Here is a 20,570-nt window from a genome sequence, read left to right as displayed (position 1 = left end):
CCAAAGCCAAAACGGAGCGAGACCTCGCGACCAAATCGCTCCGCGAGCCTGTCCTCGCTAACTGCGCAACAGGCCCCTTGTGGGAGAAGAAAAGCCTGGCGCATGACTCCGGCGCCGAGCTGTGCTATGCGCCGCGCTTCCTGTGCGACCGATGCTGAAATCGGCCGCAAATCGCTTATATTGGCGCCACCATGACCGTTTCGCTTGATCTTACCGCCGAAGGCGCACGTGACGCCTTGCGCCGCGCAGCACCGGCCGAGAAGCCGTCGCTGATCGGCCTGACCCGCGCCGAGCTCGGCGAGGCGCTTGTCGGCGCCGGCATCGTGCCGGAGCGCCAGGCCAAGATGCGCGCCCAGCAGCTCTGGCACTGGATGTATGTGCGCGGCGTTTCCGATTTCGCGCATATGTTCAACATCTCCAAGGAATTGCGCGCCGAACTCGACAAACATTTCACCGTCGCCCGGCCCGAGATCGTCGAGGAGCAGATCTCTTCCGACGGCACGCGCAAATGGCTGTTCCGCTTTCCGCCGCGCGGCGCCGGCCGCCCCGTCGAGATCGAGACCGTCTACATCCCCGAGGAAGGCCGCGGCACGCTCTGCATCTCCTCCCAGGTCGGCTGCACCCTGACCTGTTCCTTCTGCCACACCGGCACGCAGAAGCTGGTGCGCAACCTCACCGCCGAGGAGATCCTGGCCCAGTTGCTCACCGCGCGCGATCGTCTCGGCGACTTCCCCGACCGCGACACGCCGGGCGGCGCAATCGTGCCGGCCGAGGGCCGCAAGGTCTCCAACATCGTCATGATGGGCATGGGCGAGCCGCTCTATAATTTCGAGGCGGTGAAGAAGGCGCTGCTGATCGCTTCCGACGGCGACGGCCTGTCGCTGTCGAAACGCCGCATCACGCTGTCGACCTCCGGCGTCGTGCCGGAAATCTTCCGCACCGGCGAGGAGATCGGCGTGATGCTGGCGATCTCGCTGCACGCCACCAATGACGACCTGCGCGACCTGCTGGTGCCGATCAACAAGAAGTTCCCGCTGAAGGAGCTGATCGCCGCCTGCAAGGCCTATCCCGGCCTCTCCAACGCCAAGCGCATCACCTTCGAATATGTGATGCTGAAGGACGTCAACGATTCCCTCGACGACGCCAAGGCGCTGGTGAAGCTCTTGAAGGGCATTCCGGCCAAGATCAACCTGATCCCGTTCAACCCCTGGCCCGGCACCAACTACCAATGCTCGGACTGGGAGACGATCGAAAAATTTGCCGACTACATAAACAATGCCGGCTACGCCTCGCCGATCCGCACGCCGCGCGGCCGCGACATCCTCGCCGCCTGCGGCCAGCTGAAGTCGGAGTCCGAACGCATGCGCAAGGTCGACCGGCTGGCGCTCGAAGCCATGATGATCGCGGGGCACGGCGAGGCGTGAGGCGCATCATCGCCTATCTCATCCGCTTCGCCGTCATCCTGGCCGGCTATGTCGTCGGCTCGCTGGCGGCAAGCGCCTTCCTCAACATCCTGATCCTGGCGAATCTGGGCTACACCCCGGCCGATCCGGAGCCGACGGCCACCGCATCGCTCTATTTGTCGGTGCCTTTCGTGGCGCTGTTCGTCGCCTATTTCGCCTTCGTGCCGGCGGCGGTCGTCATTTTGATCGCCGAGGTGCTCCCCCGGCGCGACTGGCTGTTCTACGCGCTGGGCGGCGCCGTCATCGCCCTCGTCTTTCTCGGCTTCGTGCATAGTTTGGGCGACGCCGATTTCGATGTCACCGCGACCAACGCCAGATTGGCCGTGATCGGCTGCGGCATGGTCGGCGGCATCTTCTACTGGCTCTCCGCCGGCCGCTGGGCTGGCAGCTGGCGCCGCGAGGCGCTGCTCGATATAGACGCTTGACCCGCGCCTGCAAGCGCGAGGGTCTACCTCGCCTGCGCCGTCAGGATCTTCAGCGCGAAGGCCGAGAACACGCCGCCGAACAGATAGTCGACAACGCGCGTCACGCGCGGGCTTGCCTTCATCGCGGCCGAGAACTTTTCCGCCGCCAGCACCATCGGCGCCGTCACCGGGATCGACAGCACGATGAACATCACGCCGAGGAAGAACAGTTTTCCGGACGCGTTCGGATCGTGCGCGGAGACGAATTGCGGCAGGAAGGTCATGAAGAACAGGATGATCTTCGGGTTGAGCAGGTTGACGCCGAGCCCGGCCGCCCAGCTGCGGAACAGCGAGACTTGCGGTCCCGTCCTCTTCTCCGGCGAAAAGGCCGAGCCCTTGGCGATCGCCTGCCAGGCCAGGAACACCAGATAGCCGGCGCCGAAGATCTTCAAGGCGAAGAAGGCCATCGGCGACGCGACGATCAGCGCCGATATGCCGACCACCACCAGCGTGGTGTGGATCAGCGTGCCGCAGAGCGCGCCGGCCATGGAGGCGAAACCGGTGGCGCGACCCTGGCTCAACGTGCGCGAGACGAACAGCGTCATATCCGGTCCCGGCGTGATCGCCAGGATGATGGTGGCGATGGCGAACTGGATGAGCGTCGAAGTGTCGGGAATGAAGGACATGGAAGGCCCGGTATCGTGATGGTTTGCGAGTTTATAACGCGGCTGCCCCAGTCGCGCCAGCCGCGACAAATCTCCCCCCTCGAGGGGGAGATGGCCGCGAAGCGGTCAGAGGGGGTCGTCTCACATGGAGCGCCGACGCTCTTGTCGCGCAGGGCGTCGGTGCTTCACGCGCGATGACCCCTCTGTCGCCTTCCTGCGACATCTCCCCCTCGAGGGGGGAGATTTGGCGCGGCGATTGGCTTCTCCTGTCTCTTGCGCCGCCCGGAAAGGCCGTGATACCTCGCCCGCGAAGCTATTTTTCCGCGGAACCGCCAAAAATGCCCAAGACCAAGAACGTCAAGAAAGTCGTGCTCGCCTATTCCGGCGGCCTCGACACCTCCATCATCCTGAAATGGCTGCAGACCGAGCTCGGCGCCGAAGTCGTCACCTTCACCGCCGATCTCGGCCAGGGCGGCGAGCTGGAGCCGGCGCGCCGCAAGGCCGAGATGATGGGCATCAAGGACATCCGCATCGTCGACGTGCGCGAGGAGTTCGTCGCCGACTTCGTCTTCCCGATGTTCCGCGCCAACGCCGTCTATGAAGGCACCTATTTGCTCGGCACCTCGATCGCCCGGCCGCTGATCTCCAAGCACCTGGTCGAGATCGCCAAGGAAACCGGCGCCGACGCCATTGCCCACGGCTCCACCGGCAAGGGCAACGACCAGGTCCGCTTCGAGCTTTCGGCCTATGCGCTGAACCCGGACATCAAGGTCATCGCGCCGTGGCGCGACTGGTCGTTCAAGTCGCGCACCGACCTTCTCAATTTCGCCGAGCAGCACCAGATCCCGGTGCCGAAGGACAAGCGCGGCGACGCGCCCTTCTCGGTCGACGCCAACCTCCTGCACTCCTCCTCCGAGGGCAAGGTGCTGGAGGATCCGTGGAGCGAGCCGCCGGAATTCGTGCATCAGCGCACCGTCTCGCCGATGGATGCGCCCGATGTCGTCACAGAGATCGAGATCGAATTCCTCAAAGGCGACCCGGTCGCGCTCAACGGCAAGAAGCTGTCGCCGGCCACCATGCTGGCGGCGCTCAACGACCTCGGCCGCGACAACGGCATCGGCCGCCTCGACCTTGTCGAGAACCGTTTTGTGGGCATGAAGTCGCGCGGCGTCTACGAGACCCCCGGCGGCACCATCCTGATCGCCGCCCACCGCGCGATCGAATCGATCACGCTCGACCGGGGTGCTGCCCACCTCAAGGACGAGCTCATGCCGCGCTATGCCGAGCTCATCTACAACGGCTTCTGGTTCTCGCCCGAGCGCGTCATGCTGCAGGCGATGATCAACAAGAGCCAGGACGACGTCGAAGGCACGGTGCGGCTGAAGCTCTATAAGGGCAATGTCATCGTCACCGGTCGCAAGTCGAAGAAGACGCTCTACTCGGATGCGCTGGTCACCTTCGAGGACGACCGCGGCGCCTACGACCAGAAGGACGCGGAAGGCTTTATTCGGCTCAACGGGCTTCGGCTCAGGACGCTGGCGGCAAGGAACCGTCGCTGAACCTGCTGATCTCTCCCCTCGAGGGGGAGATGTCGCCGAAGAGACAGAGGGGTTGCTGCGCGTGAAGCGCCGACGCCCTGCGCGACAAGAAAAGCGTCGACGCTGTGTGTGAGACGACCCCTTCTGGCCTGCCGGCCATCTCCCCCTCAAGGGGCCTGTTGCGCAGTTAGCGAGAACAGGCTCGCAGAGGGGTTTTGGCCGCGAAGTCTGTTGTGCTTGGTGGGCGATTTGGCCTTGGGGTTGAGTTTGATGGTGGCGGTGAGGCCCCCTAGGCCGGTAGCTGGGCGCACCTATCCTGTGATGGCCGCCCATCGGCGCATGTTGAAAGCGATCGCCGCCATCGTCACCTGGGCTGCGGCCTTGGCCAGTCCGACATAGCGGATCATGGTCAGCTTCATGCGGTTCTTGAGCGTGGCGAAGGTGGTCTCCACTGTCGCTCGCCGTCTGGCGATCAGGCGATTGTAGTGCTTGAGCCGCTCAGGCAGCGCATGATGCTTGTTGGGGCGGCGTGCAATACGCACCTTCTTGCCTTCGGCCTTGAGCCGGGCACGGCGAGCATGGGTGTCATACGCGGCGTCCGCCCACACTGTCTTCTCGTCGCCGCAGATCAAGGCATCAGCCATTACCGTGTCGTTGACGTTGGCCGGTGTGGTGATCACCGTGCGGATCAGACCGGAGCCCTCATCCACCCCGACATGAGCCTTGTAGCCAAAGGTGAGGCCGCGTTTGCCCTTGCGTGCGGTGATGCGAGCGTCTGTGTCCTTCGACGGCCGCTCAGGCGTCGGGGGCGCCGAAACCGCATCGATCAGTGTGGCATCCAGCATTGTGCCGCGCTTCAGGATCACGCCGGCTTTCTCCAACTGCCGGTCCAGTTCGCCGAACAGCTTCTCCATCAGCCCTTCGCCGACAAGCAGATTGCGGAAGCGCGACAGAACCGTGTGGTCGGGGATCGTATCGTCCAGCCCCAACCCGGCAAAGCGCCGGAATGACAGCCGGTCGCCCAGCGCTTCCTCTAACTCGCGATCAGACAGGCCATAGAGCGATTGCAGCAACAGCGCCTTGAACAGCACCAGTGGCGGCCAAGCTGCCCGGCCAGGTCCACCATCGCGCAGCGGGTTGAGCAGCTTCTCGAAGCGGTACCACTTCACCAGACCTGACAGACGGTCGAGTGGCGAAGAACCGCCCGCAAGCTTGTCGCCTAGAAACGCCTCCGCCAGGCTCAACTGTCCCGTCTGCTTCACAGCCATCGCGATTCTCTCCGAGCTTCCTCTCAGAGAATCACAACCAGCCAATTACGCAACAGGTCCCCTCAAGGGGGGAGATTCCCACTTTCCCGGCTTTCGCCAATCTCCAGGCCCAACAAAAAAGCCCGGCCATGGCCGGGTTTTTCCGTGGAATGACGATCTCAATCAGTCCGCGTCGATCGCTTCCGCAATGCGGGCTATAGCCTGCTGATAGACGCTTGCCGAGTTCCAGCCGGCAATCGCGCCCATATTGGCCTCGTAGCTCGCGCCGGCTTGCCAGCCATGCGCCTTGAGATAGTTGGCGGTCGAGGCGAGCGCCGTGTTGCGGTCGCGCAGGTTACCGCTGCCGACGCCGTATTTCAGCACGTTTCCGGGCAAGAACTGGGTGTGGCCGATCTCGCCATGCATGGCGCCAACCGAGGAGGCGCTCAGCGCGCCGCGATCGACCAACTTCAGCGCCGCGATGGCATGCGGGGTGAAATAGTCGGGGCGGCGGCAGTCATAGGCGAGCGTCAGGATGGCCGACACCGTGTTCTGGTTGCCCATCGAGGCGCCGAAACCGGTCTCCATGCCCCAGATGGCGAGCAGCACGCCCGGCGGCACGCCATAGGTCCGCTCGATATTGGCGAACATCGCCGCGTTGGCCTTTTTCAGCGCGCGGCCCCTCGAGATGATCGCGGACGCCCCGCGGCGTTGCATGAAGGCCTCCACGGAGCCGCTGAAAGCCTTGTGGATGGCCCGGTCGGCGGCGATCGTCCTGGTCGCGTAGGTCGCCCCCGCCAGTGCCGAAAGCCCCCTTTGGCCGACGCCGTTGGCCTTGGCTTCGGCGGCAAAGTCCTGCTTCCAGGCCTCGAAGCCGGCGCCATTCTTGCCGCAGCTGGCCGCGGCCTCGGCGCCTGTCGCCAGCCCAAGCATCGCCACCACAGCCGCGGCGGCCGCAAAAATCCTTCCTTTGGCAAAAAATGCCATGTCCTTCTCCTGGTTGCCTTGAATCACGTCCCGGTTGCGAATTTGCCAGCGAAACGTCCGGTTGTCACCGCCCTCACGGGAGACGTGACACCCGACACTGGCGAAAGAAGGGCAATTTGCCTACGATCAGCGATCAGCTGTGGCGAGCTTGCCTCATGAGAGACGTCGACGTCGTGATCATTGACGCCGGTTCGGCGGGCTTGCCGCGCCGAAAGCCCTTCAAGGGGCCGGGCTTTCCGTCCTTCTGCTCGAGGCGATGGGCCCGATTGGCGGCCTCATCCCGCTCCAAGGCGGAGCCTGCATCCACGCTCCGATCCATGGGTTGATCACGCATGAAGCTGTTCGACTGCCCCAATTGCGGCCATCGCCTCTATTTCGAGAATGCCCAGTGCCTGAGCTGTTCCAGCCTGGTGCTCTATGACCCGGAGCAGGCGAGCTTCGTGCTCAGCGGCAAGGGCGGCATTCTTGCGTGCGGCAATGCCGATGAATGCGCCTGCAACTGGCGGGCCGAGGGCGGCCGGATTTTCTGCCACGCCTGCGCCCTCAATCAGGTCATTCCCGACCTTTCCATCGACGGCAACCGCCGGCGCTGGATCCGGGTCGAGGCGGCGAAGAAGCGCGCAGTCTATTCTCTGCTCGCCTTCGGCCTGCCGGTCGTGCCCAAGGCCGATGCGAAAGACGAGACCGGCCTTGCCTTCGACTTTCTCGCCGACCCGATCGGCGCCGGTCCGGGCGGTGAGCGCATCCTGACCGGCCATGACAACGGCTTGATCACGCTCAACGTTGCCGAAGCCGATTCCGCCGAGCGTGAACGGCGGCGCGTCGAGATGGGCGAGAATTACCGCACTCTGCTTGGCCATTTCCGCCACGAGCTCGGCCACTATTATTGGGATCGGCTGATCCGTGACGATCCCGCGCGCCTTTCGGCCTTCCGCGCCCTCTTCGGCGACGAGCGTGCCGATTACGAGCAGGCCCTGAAAGCTTACTACGCCAACGGCGCGCCGCCGGACTGGCAGCAGCGCCACATCTCCGCTTACGCCGCATCCCATCCCTGGGAAGACTGGGCCGAGACCTGGGCGCACCATCTCCACATCACCGACACGCTGGAGATGGTTCATTCGCTGAACTTCCCGCTTGGTCGGCTGGAGACTGTGGAGGGCGGCGGCCTGCCGCGCGGCGATACTGGCGGGCATTTGCAGCCGGCGCCCGCCGATCCCGACCCGGTTCCGGAGCCATTTGAAAGGATCCTCGCCCGCTGGCTTGTGCTGTCGGAGGCGTCCAACTCGATCAACCGCTGCATGGGCCTGCCGGACCTCTACCCTTTCGTGATTTCCGAGGTGGCGGCGCGGAAATTGGCCTTCGTGCACGAGCTTTTGACCGGCGCGCCGAAAAAGACCTGGAACAATTCGTGAGCGGTCAACAAGGACTTTAGCCGGAACGCATAAGCCTCTGTTTCGTTTCCGAGCCCGAGGGAGCGTTGAAAACGGAGAGAAGAACTATGAAACGCGTATTGTTTCCGGCGCTGGCCGGTGCGCTGCTCACGATCTCGGGCGCCGCTTTCGCCGATACCCCCGTCCAGGCGGTGACGGACTTGAACGTCCGCGCCGGCCCGGGTCCGCAATATCCGGTCATCGGCGTGCTGGCGGCCGGTCAGTCGGCCACGCTCAACGGCTGCATCCAAGGCAGCAAGTGGTGCACGATCGCCGAAGCCGGCGGCAAGGGTTGGGTCTATTCCGACTATGTGACGGGCGATTTCGGCGGCAGCCGCGTCGTCGTTACCCGCCGCCCGGCCAATGCCGATATCGCCGTCGTGGCCCCGCCGACCGATGATGTCTACACCACCAACAGCTACACCGGCGCCATCGTTTCGAGCGACGACGCCATCGAGTCGATCGGCAGACCGCCGGCCGAGGTCGGCACCTATGTCACCACGCACCGGGTCGACCCGGTCTATCTCGAGGGCGAGGTGGTGACCGGCGCCACGCTGCCCGACACGGTCGAGCTGCGCGAGATCCCTGACTACCGGTATCGTTATGTCTATGTGAACAACCAGCCCGCGCTAGTCGACCCCGGCACGCGGCGCATCGTCTATGTGATGCGCTGATCGGGCTTGATCGCCGTGGGAAGAACGGTCGCCAGCGATGGCGGCCGTTTTTTGATGTCCACACACGGCAACGCGTGGGGCAGCAATTGCGTGGTAACTGCCGATCTCCTAATACCCCTATGGCGAAAGCCTTCGGCAGGGGAGCCGCGTGACGATCGAAAATGCCGCCTTCGAGCGCTATCGCCGCTCACCGAACGAAAAGACAACTTTGCCGCGCCTGTTCTTTGGCACGGCGATCGTCATCGCCTTCTGGATGGCGGCGACGGCCCTGGTGCTGTTTGCCGGGACCTATGTCTACATCGTCTGGCGCCTTCCCGGACCTTCGACTGGGCAATACATGCAGGATTTCCTGGCATCGCCCACCGGAATCTTGAGCGCGCTGAGCTCCTTTGCCGGCATCTGGATCGGCCTCTGGGTGGCGATGCGTTTCCTGCATGGCGAGCCGCTCGCCGGCCTTTTCGGCGTCAGCCGCCGCATCGCCGGCTCGGATTTCCTCAAGGGCCTGGTTGCGGTGCTGATCACCTCGCTCTTCTCCGAGGTGCTGCTCTATTGGCTGCAGCCGGAGATCGCGCGCGGACCGATCGCCTTCTCGTCCTGGCTGCTTTTCCTGGTGCCGATCGCGCTGCTCGCCTTCCTGCAGACCTCGTCGGAGGAAATGCTGTTTCGCGGCTATCTGCTGCGCGCGCTCGCCTATCGCTTCAGGAGCCCTCTGGTTTGGGCGGTGCTGCCGGGCCTGCTGTTCACGTCGCTGCACTGGAACACGGCCTCGACGCTGGCCATCAATGCCAGTGTCTTCATCTCGATCGGCACCTTTGCGCTGCTGCTCACGCTCCTGGTCTATGTCACCGGCAATCTCGGCGCCGGTTTCGGCGCCCATCTCGGCAACAATCTTACCGGCTTCCTGCTGATCTCGCACCAGGAGGCCTATAATTCCTTCGCGCTGCTCAATGCCAAGCCTCTCGAAGGTCCCGGCTGGACCAGTTGGGACGCCGTGCTGATCGCGGCGATCGGCATCGTCAGCACGCTTCTGACGATGCTTCTGCTTCTGCACCGGCGTTCGCCGCTGCGGGTCGGGACGAGCAAGCAAAACCTGGGCTAAGCTACCCCAATCGCGGCGTTTGGCCCGGATTTGGGCTTTGTTTCCCTATGCATGTCGTTGCCGCAAAACCGCTGCGCAATTTTGCGCGATATGCGTTGGCCTTGACTCTGCGGCCGATTTCCTGTCTAGAGCCGCTGAATTCCGCGACGAGTTTTCTTTCGCGAAAGCCGACCAGGACGCCGAAGCCTCTTTGAGGCGGGTGCTGTAAAGAGATCCTGGAGGCCAACACCCGGCAGCGCGATGCGCCCCCGGGTGCTTTTTGGCTTTGCGCTTTTGCTTGGCGGCCCGGCGCGAACGCACTACCTCTCGGGCATCCACAGGTGCCAGAGAAAAGGAAGAAGAATGTTTGAGTCCCTGCAAGAGCGCCTTGGCTCCATCCTGAACGGCCTGACCGGCCGCGGCGCGCTGTCCGAGGCGGATGTCTCGGCGGCGCTGCGCGAGGTGCGCCGCGCCCTGCTCGAGGCCGACGTGGCGCTGGAGGTGGTTCGTTCCTTCACCGACAAGGTGCGCGAGAAGGCGGTCGGCGCTGCGGTGCTGAAGTCCATCAAGCCCGGACAGATGGTCGTCAAGATCGTCCATGACGAGCTGGTCGACATGCTGGGCGCCGAGGGCGTCGCCGTCGACCTCAATGCGCCGGCGCCCGTCGTCGTCATGATGGTCGGCCTGCAGGGCTCCGGCAAGACGACCACCTCGGCCAAGATCGCCAAGCGCCTGACCGAGCGCCAGAACAAGAAGGTCCTGATGGCCTCGCTCGACACGCGGCGTCCCGCCGCGCAGGAGCAGCTGCGCCAGCTCGGCGAGCAGACCAAGGTGGCGACGCTGCCGATCATCGCCGGCCAGAGCCCGGTCGATATCGCCAAGCGCGCCGTGCAGGCGGCCAGGCTCGGCGGCCATGACGTCGTCATCCTCGACACCGCCGGCCGCACCCATATCGACGAGCCGCTGATGGTCGAGATGGCCGACATCAAGAAGGTGTCGAGCCCGCACGAGATCCTGCTGGTCGCCGACTCGCTCACCGGCCAGGACGCCGTGAACCTCGCCAAAAGCTTCGACGAACGCGTCGGCATCACCGGCCTTGTGCTGACCCGCATGGACGGCGACGGCCGCGGCGGTGCCGCGCTTTCCATGCGCGCCGTCACCGGCAAGCCGATCAAGCTCATCGGCACCGGCGAAAAGATGGACGGGCTGGAGGAATTCCACCCCAAGCGCATCGCCGACCGCATCCTCGGCATGGGCGACATCGTCAGCCTCGTCGAGAAAGCTGCCGAGACCATCGACGCCGAGCAGGCGGCGGCGATGGCCAAGAAGATGCAGTCGGGCAAGTTCGACCTGAACGACCTCGCTCAGCAGCTTCAGCAGATGTCGAAAATGGGCGGCATGGGCGGCATCATGGGCATGATGCCCGGCATGGGCAAGATGAAGGACCATATGGCCGCCGCCGGCCTCGACGACAAGATGTTCGGCCGCCAGCTCGCCATCATCTCCTCGATGACCAAGGCTGAGCGCGCCAATCCCGATATCCTGAAGCACTCGCGCAAGAAGCGCATCGCCGCCGGCTCCGGCACCGACGCTGCCGAGATCAACAAGCTCTTGAAGATGCATCGCGGCATGGCCGACATGATGAAGGCGATGGGCGGCAAGGGCAAAGGCGGCGGCCTCATGCGCGGCATGATGGGCGGCCTTGCCTCGAAGATGGGCCTTGGCGGCATGATGCCGGGCGGCGGCATGCCCGACCTGTCGAAGATGGATCCCAAGCAGCTCGAGGCTCTGCAAAAACAGGCGCAGGCCGCCGGCCTCGGCAAGGGCCTTCCCGGCGGCTTGCCGGGTGGACTTCCTGGCGGCGGACTGCCGGGCTTGCCCGGCGGCATGAAGCTTCCTGGTCTTCCCGGCCTGAGCGGTGGCGGGCTGCCCGGTTTGGGCAAGAAGAAGTGAGGAGGCGATGAACGAGGAAAAAGACATGGCCGAAGCACGCGCCATCCTGGCCGGCTACCGCGCTTCGATCGACAACATCGACGCCGCCCTCATCCATATGCTGGCCGAACGCTTCCGCTGCACCAAGGCGGTCGGCGTTCTGAAGGCCGAGCATGGCTTGCCGCCCGCCGACCCCGTGCGCGAGCAGCAGCAGATCGCCCGCCTTCGCCAGCTGGCGAACGAAGCGCATCTCGACCCGGATTTCGCGGAGAAATTCCTCAACTTCGTCGTCCGTGAAGTGATCCGGCACCATGAACAGATCGCCGCTGCCAACGGCGTGACGAAAACCGGCTGAAACCCAGCTGAAAACTCATCAACGAAATCAGAGCTTTTAGGAGACAAAGAAATGGCACTGAAGATCAGACTGGCCCGTGCGGGCTCGAAGAAGCGTCCCTACTACCACGTCGTCGTTGCCGACGCCCGTTCGCCGCGCGACGGCCGTTTCATCGAGTCGCTGGGTTCCTGGAACCCGCTGCTGCCGAAGGACGGCGAGCGCGTCAAGGTTGATGCCGAGCGCGTCAAGCACTGGCTGTCGCACGGCGCCCAGCCGACCGACCGCGTGCTGCGCTTCCTCGACGAAGCCGGTCTTGCCAAGCGCGAAGCCCGCTCGAACCCGAACAAGGCCCTGCCCGGCAAGAAGGCGCAGGAACGCGCCGCGCTGCTGAAGAAGGCTCAGGAAGACGCGGCTGCTGCCGCCGCGGCGGCGACCGCCGCTCCGGCCGAAGCCGCCAGCGCCGAGTAAATCCCGGTCTGCTTTCGCTTACGCAAACGGCGGGCATTGCCCGCCGTTCTTCTTTGGATCAGCCCGACGTCTCAGTAGCCGGACGGGCAGCGCGCCACATAGACGCGACCGTAGCGGTCGCGATAGCGGCACTTGCCGGCTTCGCTGGCATGGCCGATCAGTGCGCCGGCGACCGCGCCGACCGCGCCTCCTACAATGGCCCCTTGGGTCGGGTTGTTGGCCACAGCGGCGCCTACAGCCGCACCGCCCAACCCGCCGATCGCAGCACCCTTTTCCGTTTGCGAGCAGGCGCCCAAGGCCATCGTCAGCACCAGGATGGTAATTGCTTTCTTCATCGCTGTTCCTCTCTCAAGCGCCGTCCTCGCCGCCATGCCCTAAACTCACAAACAGGTAAATTGATCCCGGCGATGATGAAAATTGGTCGGCTATGCGGCGGCCAGGCTTGCGGCACCGGGCATCAACCCGTTGAAGAATGACGTTTTTTCACCGCTCGGTAAGGCGTCTCAGCTTGTCGAGCCCGGCCTCGAAATCCTTGCCGATCAGCGCGTCGAAATTCATGAACACGCCCATCAGCTTGGCAATGAAAGGCCTTGCGCCGCGCATTGCCCAGGTGATCGTGGTGCCGTCGCCGGACGGCGAGAGCGAGAAGTCGACCGTGTTGTTGGCCCGGAACGGTCTTTCGAAGTCGAGCTTGAGCGAGACCAGCGATGACGGCACCGAATTTGTGATCTCCATGCGGCCCTTGCCGGCCTTGGAGTTGCCTTCCCAGGCATAGACCGCGCCGTTGCCGCTGTCGGCACCGGACAGCTTGCGCTGCATCTGGGGGTCGAGTTTTTCGAAGGGCGACCATTCCGGCCAGCGCCGGAAATCGTTGATCAGCGGGAAGATCATCTCGGCCGGAGCCTTGATGCTGGCGGAGCGGGTGACGACGAAATCGTTCGGCCGGGTCGCGGCATAGATCAGCACGGCGGCGATGATGACGACCAGGATGATGAGGATGGTGGTGAGCATTTTTCTCTCCCTATCGCGAGAGCGGGATCAGCGCGCGCACCCTTTGGTCGCGCAGATAGAGCCCGCCCCACAGGATGATGCCGAGATAGACGCCGAACAAGGTGTGCGAGAAGAGCGGGTTGCCGATCCGCACATGGGTCGAAATCGCGCCGCCCATATAGGCGGTGAGCAGGATGGCGCCGAGCACCGAGGTGCGCGGCAAGGCATAGAGCGCGGTCGAGATCAGCCCGATAACCCCGATCAGGCGCGCGACATTGGCGTCGGCCGGCCAGCCGAGTTCGGTCATCGTGCGGCTGACGATTTCCAGCGGCGGCAGCTTGACGACGCCGTCGAAGATCATGAACAGGACGACGACGGCGCTGAGCGCGCGCCCGGTCCACAAGGCGCCGTTCGAGACAGGCACGGCTTCGGAAATGCTCATGGGTGTTCCTCCTGATGGTTCGATCCCTCTGCCAGGGTCGAACCAAGGACGCGCTATGGAGCCGCGATCCTACAGGGTCCGGAGCCTTTTCGGCGCAGGTTCCGCCAACCGGTCGTAAACGCCGCTCGCCGCAATGAGGCGCACCAGCTCCGCCTGCCGCCTCGTCTCCGTCTTTTCGAACACGTGCTGCAGGTGGGTGCGCGCCGTGGTCAGGCTGATGCCGAGCTCGTCTGCGACCGCCTGCAGTCCTTCGCCCCGGGCGATCGCAATGGCCACGGCCGCCTCGGCCGGGGTCAGTCGATAGAGATTGCGCAACTGGCCCTGCATGGTCCGCGGCGCGCTGTCCGGATCGGCCACGAACACGATTGCGGCCGGGCGGCCGGTCACGAACCATGTCGACTCGATCTTCAGCGGTGCCACCAGCACGCTCAGCGGTCGACGCGGCGCCGGCCGCGCGAGCGCCATCACGCCGCCTGCGGTGTCCGACTGCTCCGCGGCCGAGGCAATCAACCGGCGAAATTGTGCGGCATCCGCTGGCTTATTTGCGCGCAGCGCCGATTTCTCGATCCTGATTCCATCGGCTTCGGTGAGCAGCGCTTCGGCCGCCCGGTTGGCGAACAGGATCTCGCCATTCGCCGCCACGATCAGCACACCCTGGGCGACGCGGTCGAGCGCCTCGACATTGGCACTCCTGGCGATCTCCGAACGCGAGAGCCGCAATCCCATGCTCGCCGCGCGAACCAGATGCGGCCCGACGCGGCGCAGCCGGTCGAGATGCTCGGGCTCGAACTCGCCGGCCGTCCTGGCGCGTCCGCAGGTGAACACGACGCGCATGTCCGGTTCGTTGGCCAGCACGACCCCGATCGGGTGGCACATGTCGCCGGGCCGGCAGAAGTCGTTATAGAACTCCGAGCGCTGGTAGACCTCGCGCGGCAGGAGGTCCCACACCGGAATCAACGCGCCGGCGCGCAGCCTGGCGATGCGCGGCAGGAACACATTGGTCTTGTAGTAATACTGCGCGTAGGTAAGGTCCGCCTCGGGCGGCATGCGCACCGAACTCGCTTCGCTGCGCAACGTCCTTGCGTTCTGGAACGTCAGCTTGGTGGCGGCGCCTTCGAGGAAATCCGACAGCGTCTCGAGGACCTGCGGCCAGCGGCCGGGTTCGACCGCCGCATCGTAGATCTGCCCGACCATGCCGTCGAAGTCGTGCATGCGCGCCGGTTCCAACGCTCCCTCACCTGAAGGGATCTGCAGTTTGCCGGAAGCCGGCTTTGCTGACAACCATTCCCCGCCGCATCTCATATGTTCATACGAGGCGACCGCCAGAGGTCAGCGTGTAGCTATCGTGACGCCATCAAGCTTCACTCCAACCACATGTGGCGAAGATGCAAATGCGGGCAGCACCTGGTACTCAGACCGATTGGAACGGTACGCACTACGAAACGCTTCTGACGGCGCGCGAGACCGGCGGCAAGCTCGGAGCATTTGCATCCGATGCTGGTCCGGGCGACGGACCGCCACGCCACCGCCATCTCGAGGCCGACGAAATCTTCGTCATTCTCCAAGGGCGGCTGCGCTTCTGGCGCGCCGGGGAAACTTCCGAACGCAGCGCCGGAGAAATATTCCACATTCCCGCCGGCGTTGAGCACGCGTTCGTCGTCGTCGAGCCGGCGCAATGGATCGCCATCCTGTCCCCGGGAGGTCTCGAAGGTTTTTTCCCGACGGTTGCCGTGCAGGGACTGGAGATTCCGCGAGACGTGGCCGCAATCAAGGCGATCGCCACCCAGTTCGACATGGAGATTACCGGGCCACCCTTAGGATATCCGCGAACGTGAGGCGACCCAGCCTGAGGGCCGGGAACATGTTCCGGGACGTCCTCCCGGAAAGCAATTTCCAGGAAAAATGTAAGCGGTCGGGCTCGGCGCCTTCGCCGTAGCCACGCGTCCGGAATTGGGTCAAGACAGAAGAACAGCGCCACGCGCATCCCGGGGAAGGAAACCATGAGCGGCGAAACAAACCTGCAAAAGCTGCTGGCATCGATGACGCCGCAGCTTTACCCGGAAGTCTATGTCTTCGCGACCTTGCCGCCCGGCTCAGCCTTGCCGGAGGGCCTGGAGCCGGTCATGCGCTTCATCGAGCACGAGGGCACGACGCTGATCCTGGCCGAAAGCCAGGCGAAGGCAACCGGCCTTGCCGGCACGTTCCGCAGCCGGATGATCACGCTCGACATTCACTCCTCGCTGGAAGCCGTCGGCTTCCTCGCCGCCATCACGACGCGGCTTGCGGCAGCCGGCATGGGCGTCAATCCGGTGTCGGCCTTCTATCATGACCATCTGTTCGTGCCGGCGGAGCAGGCGGAGGAAGCGCTGGCCATCTTGCGCAAGCTGGCGGCCGAAAATGGGCCTGAGCTCAGCGCCTGAGGACATAGCGAATATCCGGCAAGCCTTCCTCATTGACCGAGCCGTCGCCGAAGGCCTCGGCGCGAAAACCGTGGCGTTCGTAGAAGCGGCGCGCGCCGGTGTTGACCTGGAAGCAATGGAGCTTGACCAGAGGCATGCCGTCGGTGGCAAGCAGCCGGGTGCCGATGCCTTGTCCTGTCCAGGCCGGATCAAGATAGAACTGGTCGACCCAAGCCTCATTGACAGCGATAAAGCCGACGATGCGGCCGTCGGTTGCGACGACCGTCACCTGCTGCTCGGGCAGGACGATGTCGCGGATGAAGAAGAGGTCCTCCTCGGGCGTGTGCAACAACGGCATCCAGTCGAAGGCATTCAGCGACGCGCGCATCGTGATTGCGATGGCGGCGGCGTCTGAGCTTGTGGCTGGGCGCAGTAAGATCTCAGGAAAACTGGACATGCCGGCGCTGCCCCTCATCCGCCCTTCGGGCACCTTCTCCCCGTTGAACGGGGAGAAGGAAGAAGCGCCACGGCCGAAGGCCGAGCCTGCGACCGCAGGCCGCCGGTCGTCCGGCGCGCCCGCGCAAGGCCAGCCGCGGCAGCGGCGGTGCGGCCCGTGAGCGAAAACAAACTGCCGTCAGGCCGCCTTCTTCTTGGGCTGGATCAGGCCGCGCTCGACCAGGAGCTCGGCGATCTGAACGGCGTTCAACGCCGCGCCCTTGCGCAGATTGTCGGAGACCACCCACATCGACAGGCCGTTGTCGACGGTCGAATCCTCACGGATGCGCGAGATGAAGGTGGCGTCCTCGCCGGCCGATTCCAGCGGCGTGATATAGCCGCCGTTCTCGCGCTTATCGAGCACCTGGCATCCGGGCGCCTCGCGCAGGATTTCGCGCGCCTCATCCGCCGTGATCGGCTTCTCGAACTCGATGTTGACCGCTTCCGAATGGCCGATGAACACCGGCACGCGCACGCAGGTCGCCGTCAGCTTGATCTTGGGGTCGAGCATCTTCTTGGTCTCGGCCACCATCTTCCACTCTTCCTTGGTGAAGCCGTCGTCGAGGAAGACGTCGATATGCGGAATGACGTTGAAGGCGATGCGCTTGGTGAACTTCTTGACGTCGACCTGGTCGGCGACGAAGACCGCGCGGGTCTGGGTGAAGAGCTCGTCCATGCCTTCCTTGCCGGCGCCGGAGACCGACTGATAGGTGGCGACGACGACGCGCTTGATGGTGGCGACGTCGTGCAGCGGCTTCAGCGCCACGACCAGCTGCGCCGTCGAGCAGTTCGGGTTGGCGATGATATTCTTGCGCGTGAACAGCGAGATCGCGTCCGGGTTCACTTCCGGCACGATCAGCGGAACGTCCTGATCGTAGCGGAAGGCCGACGAATTATCGATGACGACGCAGCCCTGCTTGCCGATCTTGGGCGACCATTCCTTCGACACGTTGCCGCCCGCGGACATGACGCAGATGTCGGTGTCGGAAAAATCATACTGGTCGAGCGCCTTGACCTTCAGCGTGCGGTCGCCGAAGGACACTTCGGTGCCCTGGCTGCGCCGCGACGCCAGCGCCACCACCTCGCTCACCGGGAAGCCGCGCTCGTCCAGAATGTTGAGCATTTCGCGGCCCACATTGCCCGTGGCGCCGACTACCGCAACCTTGAAACTCATCTGATATCTCCTGTCCCTCTCCGCTTGGTTGTTGGAGAAAACCCGCCGGCCTCATGCGGGTTTCGTCCCCCGGGCCGGACCCGGGAGAGGGTGGTTAGGCCAAGGGAATCACGCCGTTTTGGTGGTGGTTTTGGCCGTAGTTTTGCTGGAACGAGGGGACGCGCCGACGCGCCCGGCCCAATGGTTCGCATTGAGGCTGGGGGCATCGAATGCAAGAAGAGCCATCAAAAGGCCGCGCATCGGAAAATCGATCCCGTTCGACGCGGGCTTTTACGCGGTTTGATGGAAGAGTCAATCGGCGTAGCGCCTCTCCTTCTCCCCGTCACTATACGGGGAGAAGGTGCCCGAAGGGCGGATGAGGGGCGGCGCCGGCTTCGACAGTTAGCTTGTCCGGAAGTGAGGGTCTCCCCCGTTGGCTGCCTGTCAGCGTTCGCGCTGCCCCTCACCTGCCTGCCGGCATCCTATCCCCGTATAGTGACGGGGAGAGGGGCGCTCTCGTCAGCGGTTTCGCCAATCGCCGCGCTGCGCACTGCTCTGTACAATAACGGCCGCAGGAAGTACGAACGCCCAAACTCTCTTGGCTGGCGCGGTGCCGGCCTTGTGCTCCATGACGAGCGCAGAACCCCGAATTCCGAAAGAAGACGATGTCCAGTTTCGAAACGATTGTTCCCGCGCTGGCGCAGGCGCTGGAAAAGCGCGGTTATTCGGCGCTGACGCCGGTGCAGAAGGCGGTGCTTGGGCCTGAGCTCGGCGGGGCCGACGCGCTGGTATCGGCGCAGACCGGCTCCGGCAAGACCGTCGCCTTCGGCCTTGCCGTGGCGCCGACCCTGCTTGGCGGCGCTGAGCGGTTTGCCGGGGCCGGCGCGCCGCTCGGCCTGGTCGTGGCGCCGACGCGCGAGCTGGCGTTGCAGGTGCGGCGCGAGCTGGAATGGCTTTACGAGCTGACCGGCGCCGAGATCGCCTCCTGCGTCGGCGGCATGGACATGCGCACCGAGCGGCGCGCGCTGGAGCGCGGCGCTCACATCGTCGTCGGCACGCCGGGCCGGCTGCGCGACCACATCACGCGCGGCGCGCTCGACATGTCGGCGCTGAAAGCGGTGGTGCTGGACGAGGCCGACGAGATGCTCGACCTCGGCTTCCGCGAGGACCTCGAATTCATTCTCGACGCAGCACCCGCCGGGCGCCGCACGCTGATGTTTTCCGCCACCGTGCCGCGCTCCATCGCCACGCTGGCTAAGAGCTACCAGCGCGACGCCGTGCGCATCTCGGCCGGCGGCGAGGCAAAGCAGCATCTCGACATCGAGTACCGGGCGCTCTCGGTCGCGCCCGCCGATCGCGAGAACGCCATCATCAACGTGCTGCGCTATTACGAAGCGGGCAACGCGATGGTGTTCTGCAACACGCGCGCCGCCGTCAATCATCTCACCGCGCGCTTCAACAACCGCAATTTTGCGGTGGTGGCGCTGTCCGGCGAGCTCAGCCAGAACGAGCGCAGCCACGCCCTGCAGGCGATGCGCGACGGCCGCGCGAAGGTCTGCATCGCGACGGATGTCGCGGCGCGCGGCATCGATCTGCCCAATCTCGATCTCGTCATCCATGCCGACCTGCCGAGCAACCCGGAGACGCTGCTGCACCGCAGCGGCCGCACCGGACGCGCCGGCCGCAAGGGTGTCAGCGCGCTGATCGTGCCGGGCAATGCCCGCCGGCGCGCCGAGCGGCTGCTCGCCAATGCCGGCCTGACCGCGACATGGGCGAGCCCACCCTCGGCCGACGAGGTGCTGAGGCGCGATGACGAGCGCATCCTGGCCGACCCTTCCTTCGGCGAGCCGGTGAAGGAGGAGGAGCGCGACTTCGCCGCGGCGCTCCTGGAACGGCACGGCGCCGAATTGGTGGCCGCAGCCTTCGTGCGGCTTTGCCGTGCAAGCCGCTCGGCGCCCGAGGATTTGATCGACGTCGCACCCTTCGCGCCGTCGAAAGAGAAGTTCGCGCGCCGCGAAGAAGCACCCGCCCGCCGCGACGATTTCGGCGACAGCGTCTGGTTCTCGCTCTCGGTCGGCCGCCGGCAGAATGCCGAGCCGCGCTGGCTGATCCCGATGCTGTGCCGCACCGCCGGCATGTCCAAGCGCGAGATCGGCGCCATCAAGATGCAGCCGGAGGAAACCTTCGTGCAGATCGCCGCCGACTGGGCCGACCGGTTCGTCGCCGCGATCGGCCCCGACCGCAAGCTGCAGGGCAGCATCGCGGTCAGGCGGATCGATGGCACGCCGGACCTGTCGCGCGCCGGCTACCAGCCGCCGAGGCCGGAGAAAAAGCCGCATCGCGGCAAGCGGTCTTTCGACCAGGGTGCGCTCGGATTCGAGAAGCGGGCGCCAGGCGAGCGTCAGCCTGCCGCGGCGCCGGGGTCAAAATCCTGGGCGAAGAAGCCGGCAAAGGCGAAGTTCGACAAGCCAAAGTTCGAGGGGCCGAAACCCGACCAGCCGGCAAAGCGCAAGAAGCAGAAGAAGCGGCCAGCGTAGGATCGCGACGGAAGGCAGGCCCGCGGCGAGCGCCGGCGTTCTTTTCAGCGGCAAATCGCAACGTCCGAGATTGGCCGAAACGTCCGAACTTCGTCATCCACGGGCGGAGCGGAGCGAAGCGGACGCGTAGACCCGAGGATCCATTCCGTGACCTCGCGCGAAGAATAGGGACGACGCAGAACAGGGAGCCGTTCTGAACAGCTGCGACGCTCATAGGTCACGGAATGGATTCTATGGCCTGCGCTGCGTCGCTTCGCTCCTTGCTGCGCCATAGAATGACGAAGGCGTGGGACGCGCAATGTCGACCCTCGCCCAGCGAATGTCGACGGTCATA

Annotated in this window: 21 protein-coding genes; 12 read left to right on the top strand and 9 right to left on the bottom strand. The window is 64.8% G+C overall.

Annotation, left to right across the window (positions count from 1 at the left end; genetic code table 11):
* Positions 1-191 precede the first annotated feature (191 nt).
* Together rlmN and LB565_RS25835 are read left to right on the top strand one after the other, a co-directional pair.
* Positions 192-1,424, top strand: coding sequence for a 23S rRNA (adenine(2503)-C(2))-methyltransferase RlmN (gene rlmN, locus LB565_RS25840; protein ID WP_224588882.1), 1,233 nt, complete (start codon positions 192-194; stop codon positions 1,422-1,424).
* On the top strand, positions 1,421-1,888 hold the full coding sequence (locus LB565_RS25835) for a hypothetical protein (protein WP_224588876.1): 468 nt from the start codon (positions 1,421-1,423) through the stop codon (positions 1,886-1,888). Before rlmN ends, LB565_RS25835 begins: the two co-directional genes overlap by 4 nt.
* A gap of 23 nt (positions 1,889-1,911) precedes the next feature.
* Here the strand turns inward: LB565_RS25835 and LB565_RS25830 are convergent, their stop codons facing one another.
* Positions 1,912-2,553, bottom strand: a complete 642-nt coding sequence (locus LB565_RS25830; protein WP_224588875.1) for a LysE family translocator — start codon at positions 2,551-2,553, stop codon at positions 1,912-1,914.
* Between the two features lie 317 nt (positions 2,554-2,870).
* On the opposite strand from LB565_RS25830, the gene LB565_RS25825 reads away from it, so the two are divergent.
* Positions 2,871-4,091 carry an argininosuccinate synthase gene (locus tag LB565_RS25825; RefSeq protein WP_224588874.1) on the top strand — a complete coding sequence of 407 codons (1,221 nt, stop codon included), beginning with the start codon at positions 2,871-2,873 and terminating at the stop codon, positions 4,089-4,091.
* 290 nt (positions 4,092-4,381) lie between these two features.
* On the opposite strand, the gene LB565_RS25820 is transcribed toward LB565_RS25825, so the two are convergent.
* Positions 4,382-5,338, bottom strand: coding sequence for an IS5 family transposase (locus LB565_RS25820; protein WP_224588868.1), 957 nt, complete (start codon positions 5,336-5,338; stop codon positions 4,382-4,384).
* Positions 5,339-5,500: 162 nt separating this feature from the next.
* Complete coding sequence (locus tag LB565_RS25815) at positions 5,501-6,304, bottom strand: lytic transglycosylase domain-containing protein (RefSeq protein ID WP_224588866.1); 804 nt, start codon at positions 6,302-6,304, stop codon at positions 5,501-5,503.
* 332 nt (positions 6,305-6,636) lie between these two features.
* Between LB565_RS25815 and LB565_RS25810 the strand changes: the two genes are divergently transcribed.
* From LB565_RS25810 to rpsP, 6 genes are all read left to right on the top strand, one after another.
* Positions 6,637-7,716: a putative zinc-binding metallopeptidase gene (locus LB565_RS25810; protein WP_224588865.1), complete on the top strand. Its 1,080-nt coding sequence runs from the start codon at positions 6,637-6,639 to the stop codon at positions 7,714-7,716.
* Between the two features lie 86 nt (positions 7,717-7,802).
* Positions 7,803-8,408 (top strand): DUF1236 domain-containing protein, encoded by a 606-nt coding sequence (locus LB565_RS25805; protein ID WP_224588864.1) that lies wholly within the window; start codon positions 7,803-7,805, stop codon positions 8,406-8,408.
* A 148-nt stretch (positions 8,409-8,556) separates the two neighbouring features.
* Complete coding sequence (locus LB565_RS25800) at positions 8,557-9,507, top strand: CPBP family intramembrane glutamic endopeptidase (protein WP_224588862.1); 951 nt, start codon at positions 8,557-8,559, stop codon at positions 9,505-9,507.
* A gap of 342 nt (positions 9,508-9,849) precedes the next feature.
* Positions 9,850-11,439: a signal recognition particle protein gene (gene ffh / locus LB565_RS25795; RefSeq protein WP_224588860.1), complete on the top strand. Its 1,590-nt coding sequence runs from the start codon at positions 9,850-9,852 to the stop codon at positions 11,437-11,439.
* A gap of 7 nt (positions 11,440-11,446) precedes the next feature.
* Entirely contained in the window at positions 11,447-11,773 is a 327-nt protein-coding gene (locus LB565_RS25790) for a chorismate mutase (protein ID WP_224588853.1), read from the top strand.
* Positions 11,774-11,824: 51 nt separating this feature from the next.
* Entirely contained in the window at positions 11,825-12,220 is a 396-nt protein-coding gene (gene rpsP / locus LB565_RS25785; RefSeq protein ID WP_224588851.1) for a 30S ribosomal protein S16, read from the top strand.
* 71 nt (positions 12,221-12,291) lie between these two features.
* On the opposite strand, the gene LB565_RS25780 is transcribed toward rpsP, so the two are convergent.
* The 4 genes from LB565_RS25780 to LB565_RS25765 form a co-directional block, all read right to left on the bottom strand.
* On the bottom strand, positions 12,292-12,555 hold the full coding sequence (locus LB565_RS25780; protein ID WP_224588849.1) for a YMGG-like glycine zipper-containing protein: 264 nt from the start codon (positions 12,553-12,555) through the stop codon (positions 12,292-12,294).
* 148 nt (positions 12,556-12,703) lie between these two features.
* Positions 12,704-13,231, bottom strand: a complete 528-nt coding sequence (locus LB565_RS25775) for an SRPBCC family protein (RefSeq protein WP_224588847.1) — start codon at positions 13,229-13,231, stop codon at positions 12,704-12,706.
* Positions 13,232-13,241: 10 nt separating this feature from the next.
* Complete coding sequence (locus LB565_RS25770; protein WP_224588845.1) at positions 13,242-13,652, bottom strand: DoxX family protein; 411 nt, start codon at positions 13,650-13,652, stop codon at positions 13,242-13,244.
* Between the two features lie 69 nt (positions 13,653-13,721).
* Entirely contained in the window at positions 13,722-14,864 is a 1,143-nt protein-coding gene (locus LB565_RS25765) for a helix-turn-helix transcriptional regulator (RefSeq protein WP_224588843.1), read from the bottom strand.
* Positions 14,865-15,037: 173 nt separating this feature from the next.
* On the opposite strand from LB565_RS25765, the gene LB565_RS25760 reads away from it, so the two are divergent.
* Positions 15,038-15,487 carry a cupin domain-containing protein gene (locus LB565_RS25760; protein WP_224588841.1) on the top strand — a complete coding sequence of 150 codons (450 nt, stop codon included), beginning with the start codon at positions 15,038-15,040 and terminating at the stop codon, positions 15,485-15,487.
* 165 nt (positions 15,488-15,652) lie between these two features.
* On the top strand, positions 15,653-16,072 hold the full coding sequence (locus tag LB565_RS25755) for an ACT domain-containing protein (RefSeq protein WP_224588839.1): 420 nt from the start codon (positions 15,653-15,655) through the stop codon (positions 16,070-16,072).
* Here LB565_RS25755 and LB565_RS25750 read toward each other — a convergent pair.
* A complete protein-coding gene (locus LB565_RS25750; protein WP_224588837.1) occupies positions 16,062-16,439 on the bottom strand; it encodes a GNAT family N-acetyltransferase in 378 nt (125 codons plus the stop codon). The genes LB565_RS25755 and LB565_RS25750 overlap by 11 nt on opposite strands.
* A gap of 246 nt (positions 16,440-16,685) precedes the next feature.
* Positions 16,686-17,720 (bottom strand): aspartate-semialdehyde dehydrogenase, encoded by a 1,035-nt coding sequence (locus LB565_RS25745; RefSeq protein WP_095770019.1) that lies wholly within the window; start codon positions 17,718-17,720, stop codon positions 16,686-16,688.
* Between the two features lie 644 nt (positions 17,721-18,364).
* On the opposite strand from LB565_RS25745, the gene LB565_RS25740 reads away from it, so the two are divergent.
* Positions 18,365-20,236 carry a DEAD/DEAH box helicase gene (locus tag LB565_RS25740; protein ID WP_224588836.1) on the top strand — a complete coding sequence of 624 codons (1,872 nt, stop codon included), beginning with the start codon at positions 18,365-18,367 and terminating at the stop codon, positions 20,234-20,236.
* Positions 20,237-20,570: the final 334 nt, after the last annotated feature.

This window comes from Mesorhizobium sp. CA14 (assembly GCF_020165195.1).
Lineage (GTDB): Bacteria > Pseudomonadota > Alphaproteobacteria > Rhizobiales > Rhizobiaceae > Mesorhizobium.
The sequence above is the reverse complement of the archived record's forward strand: the minus strand, read 5'-3'. Positions and strand labels throughout refer to the sequence as shown.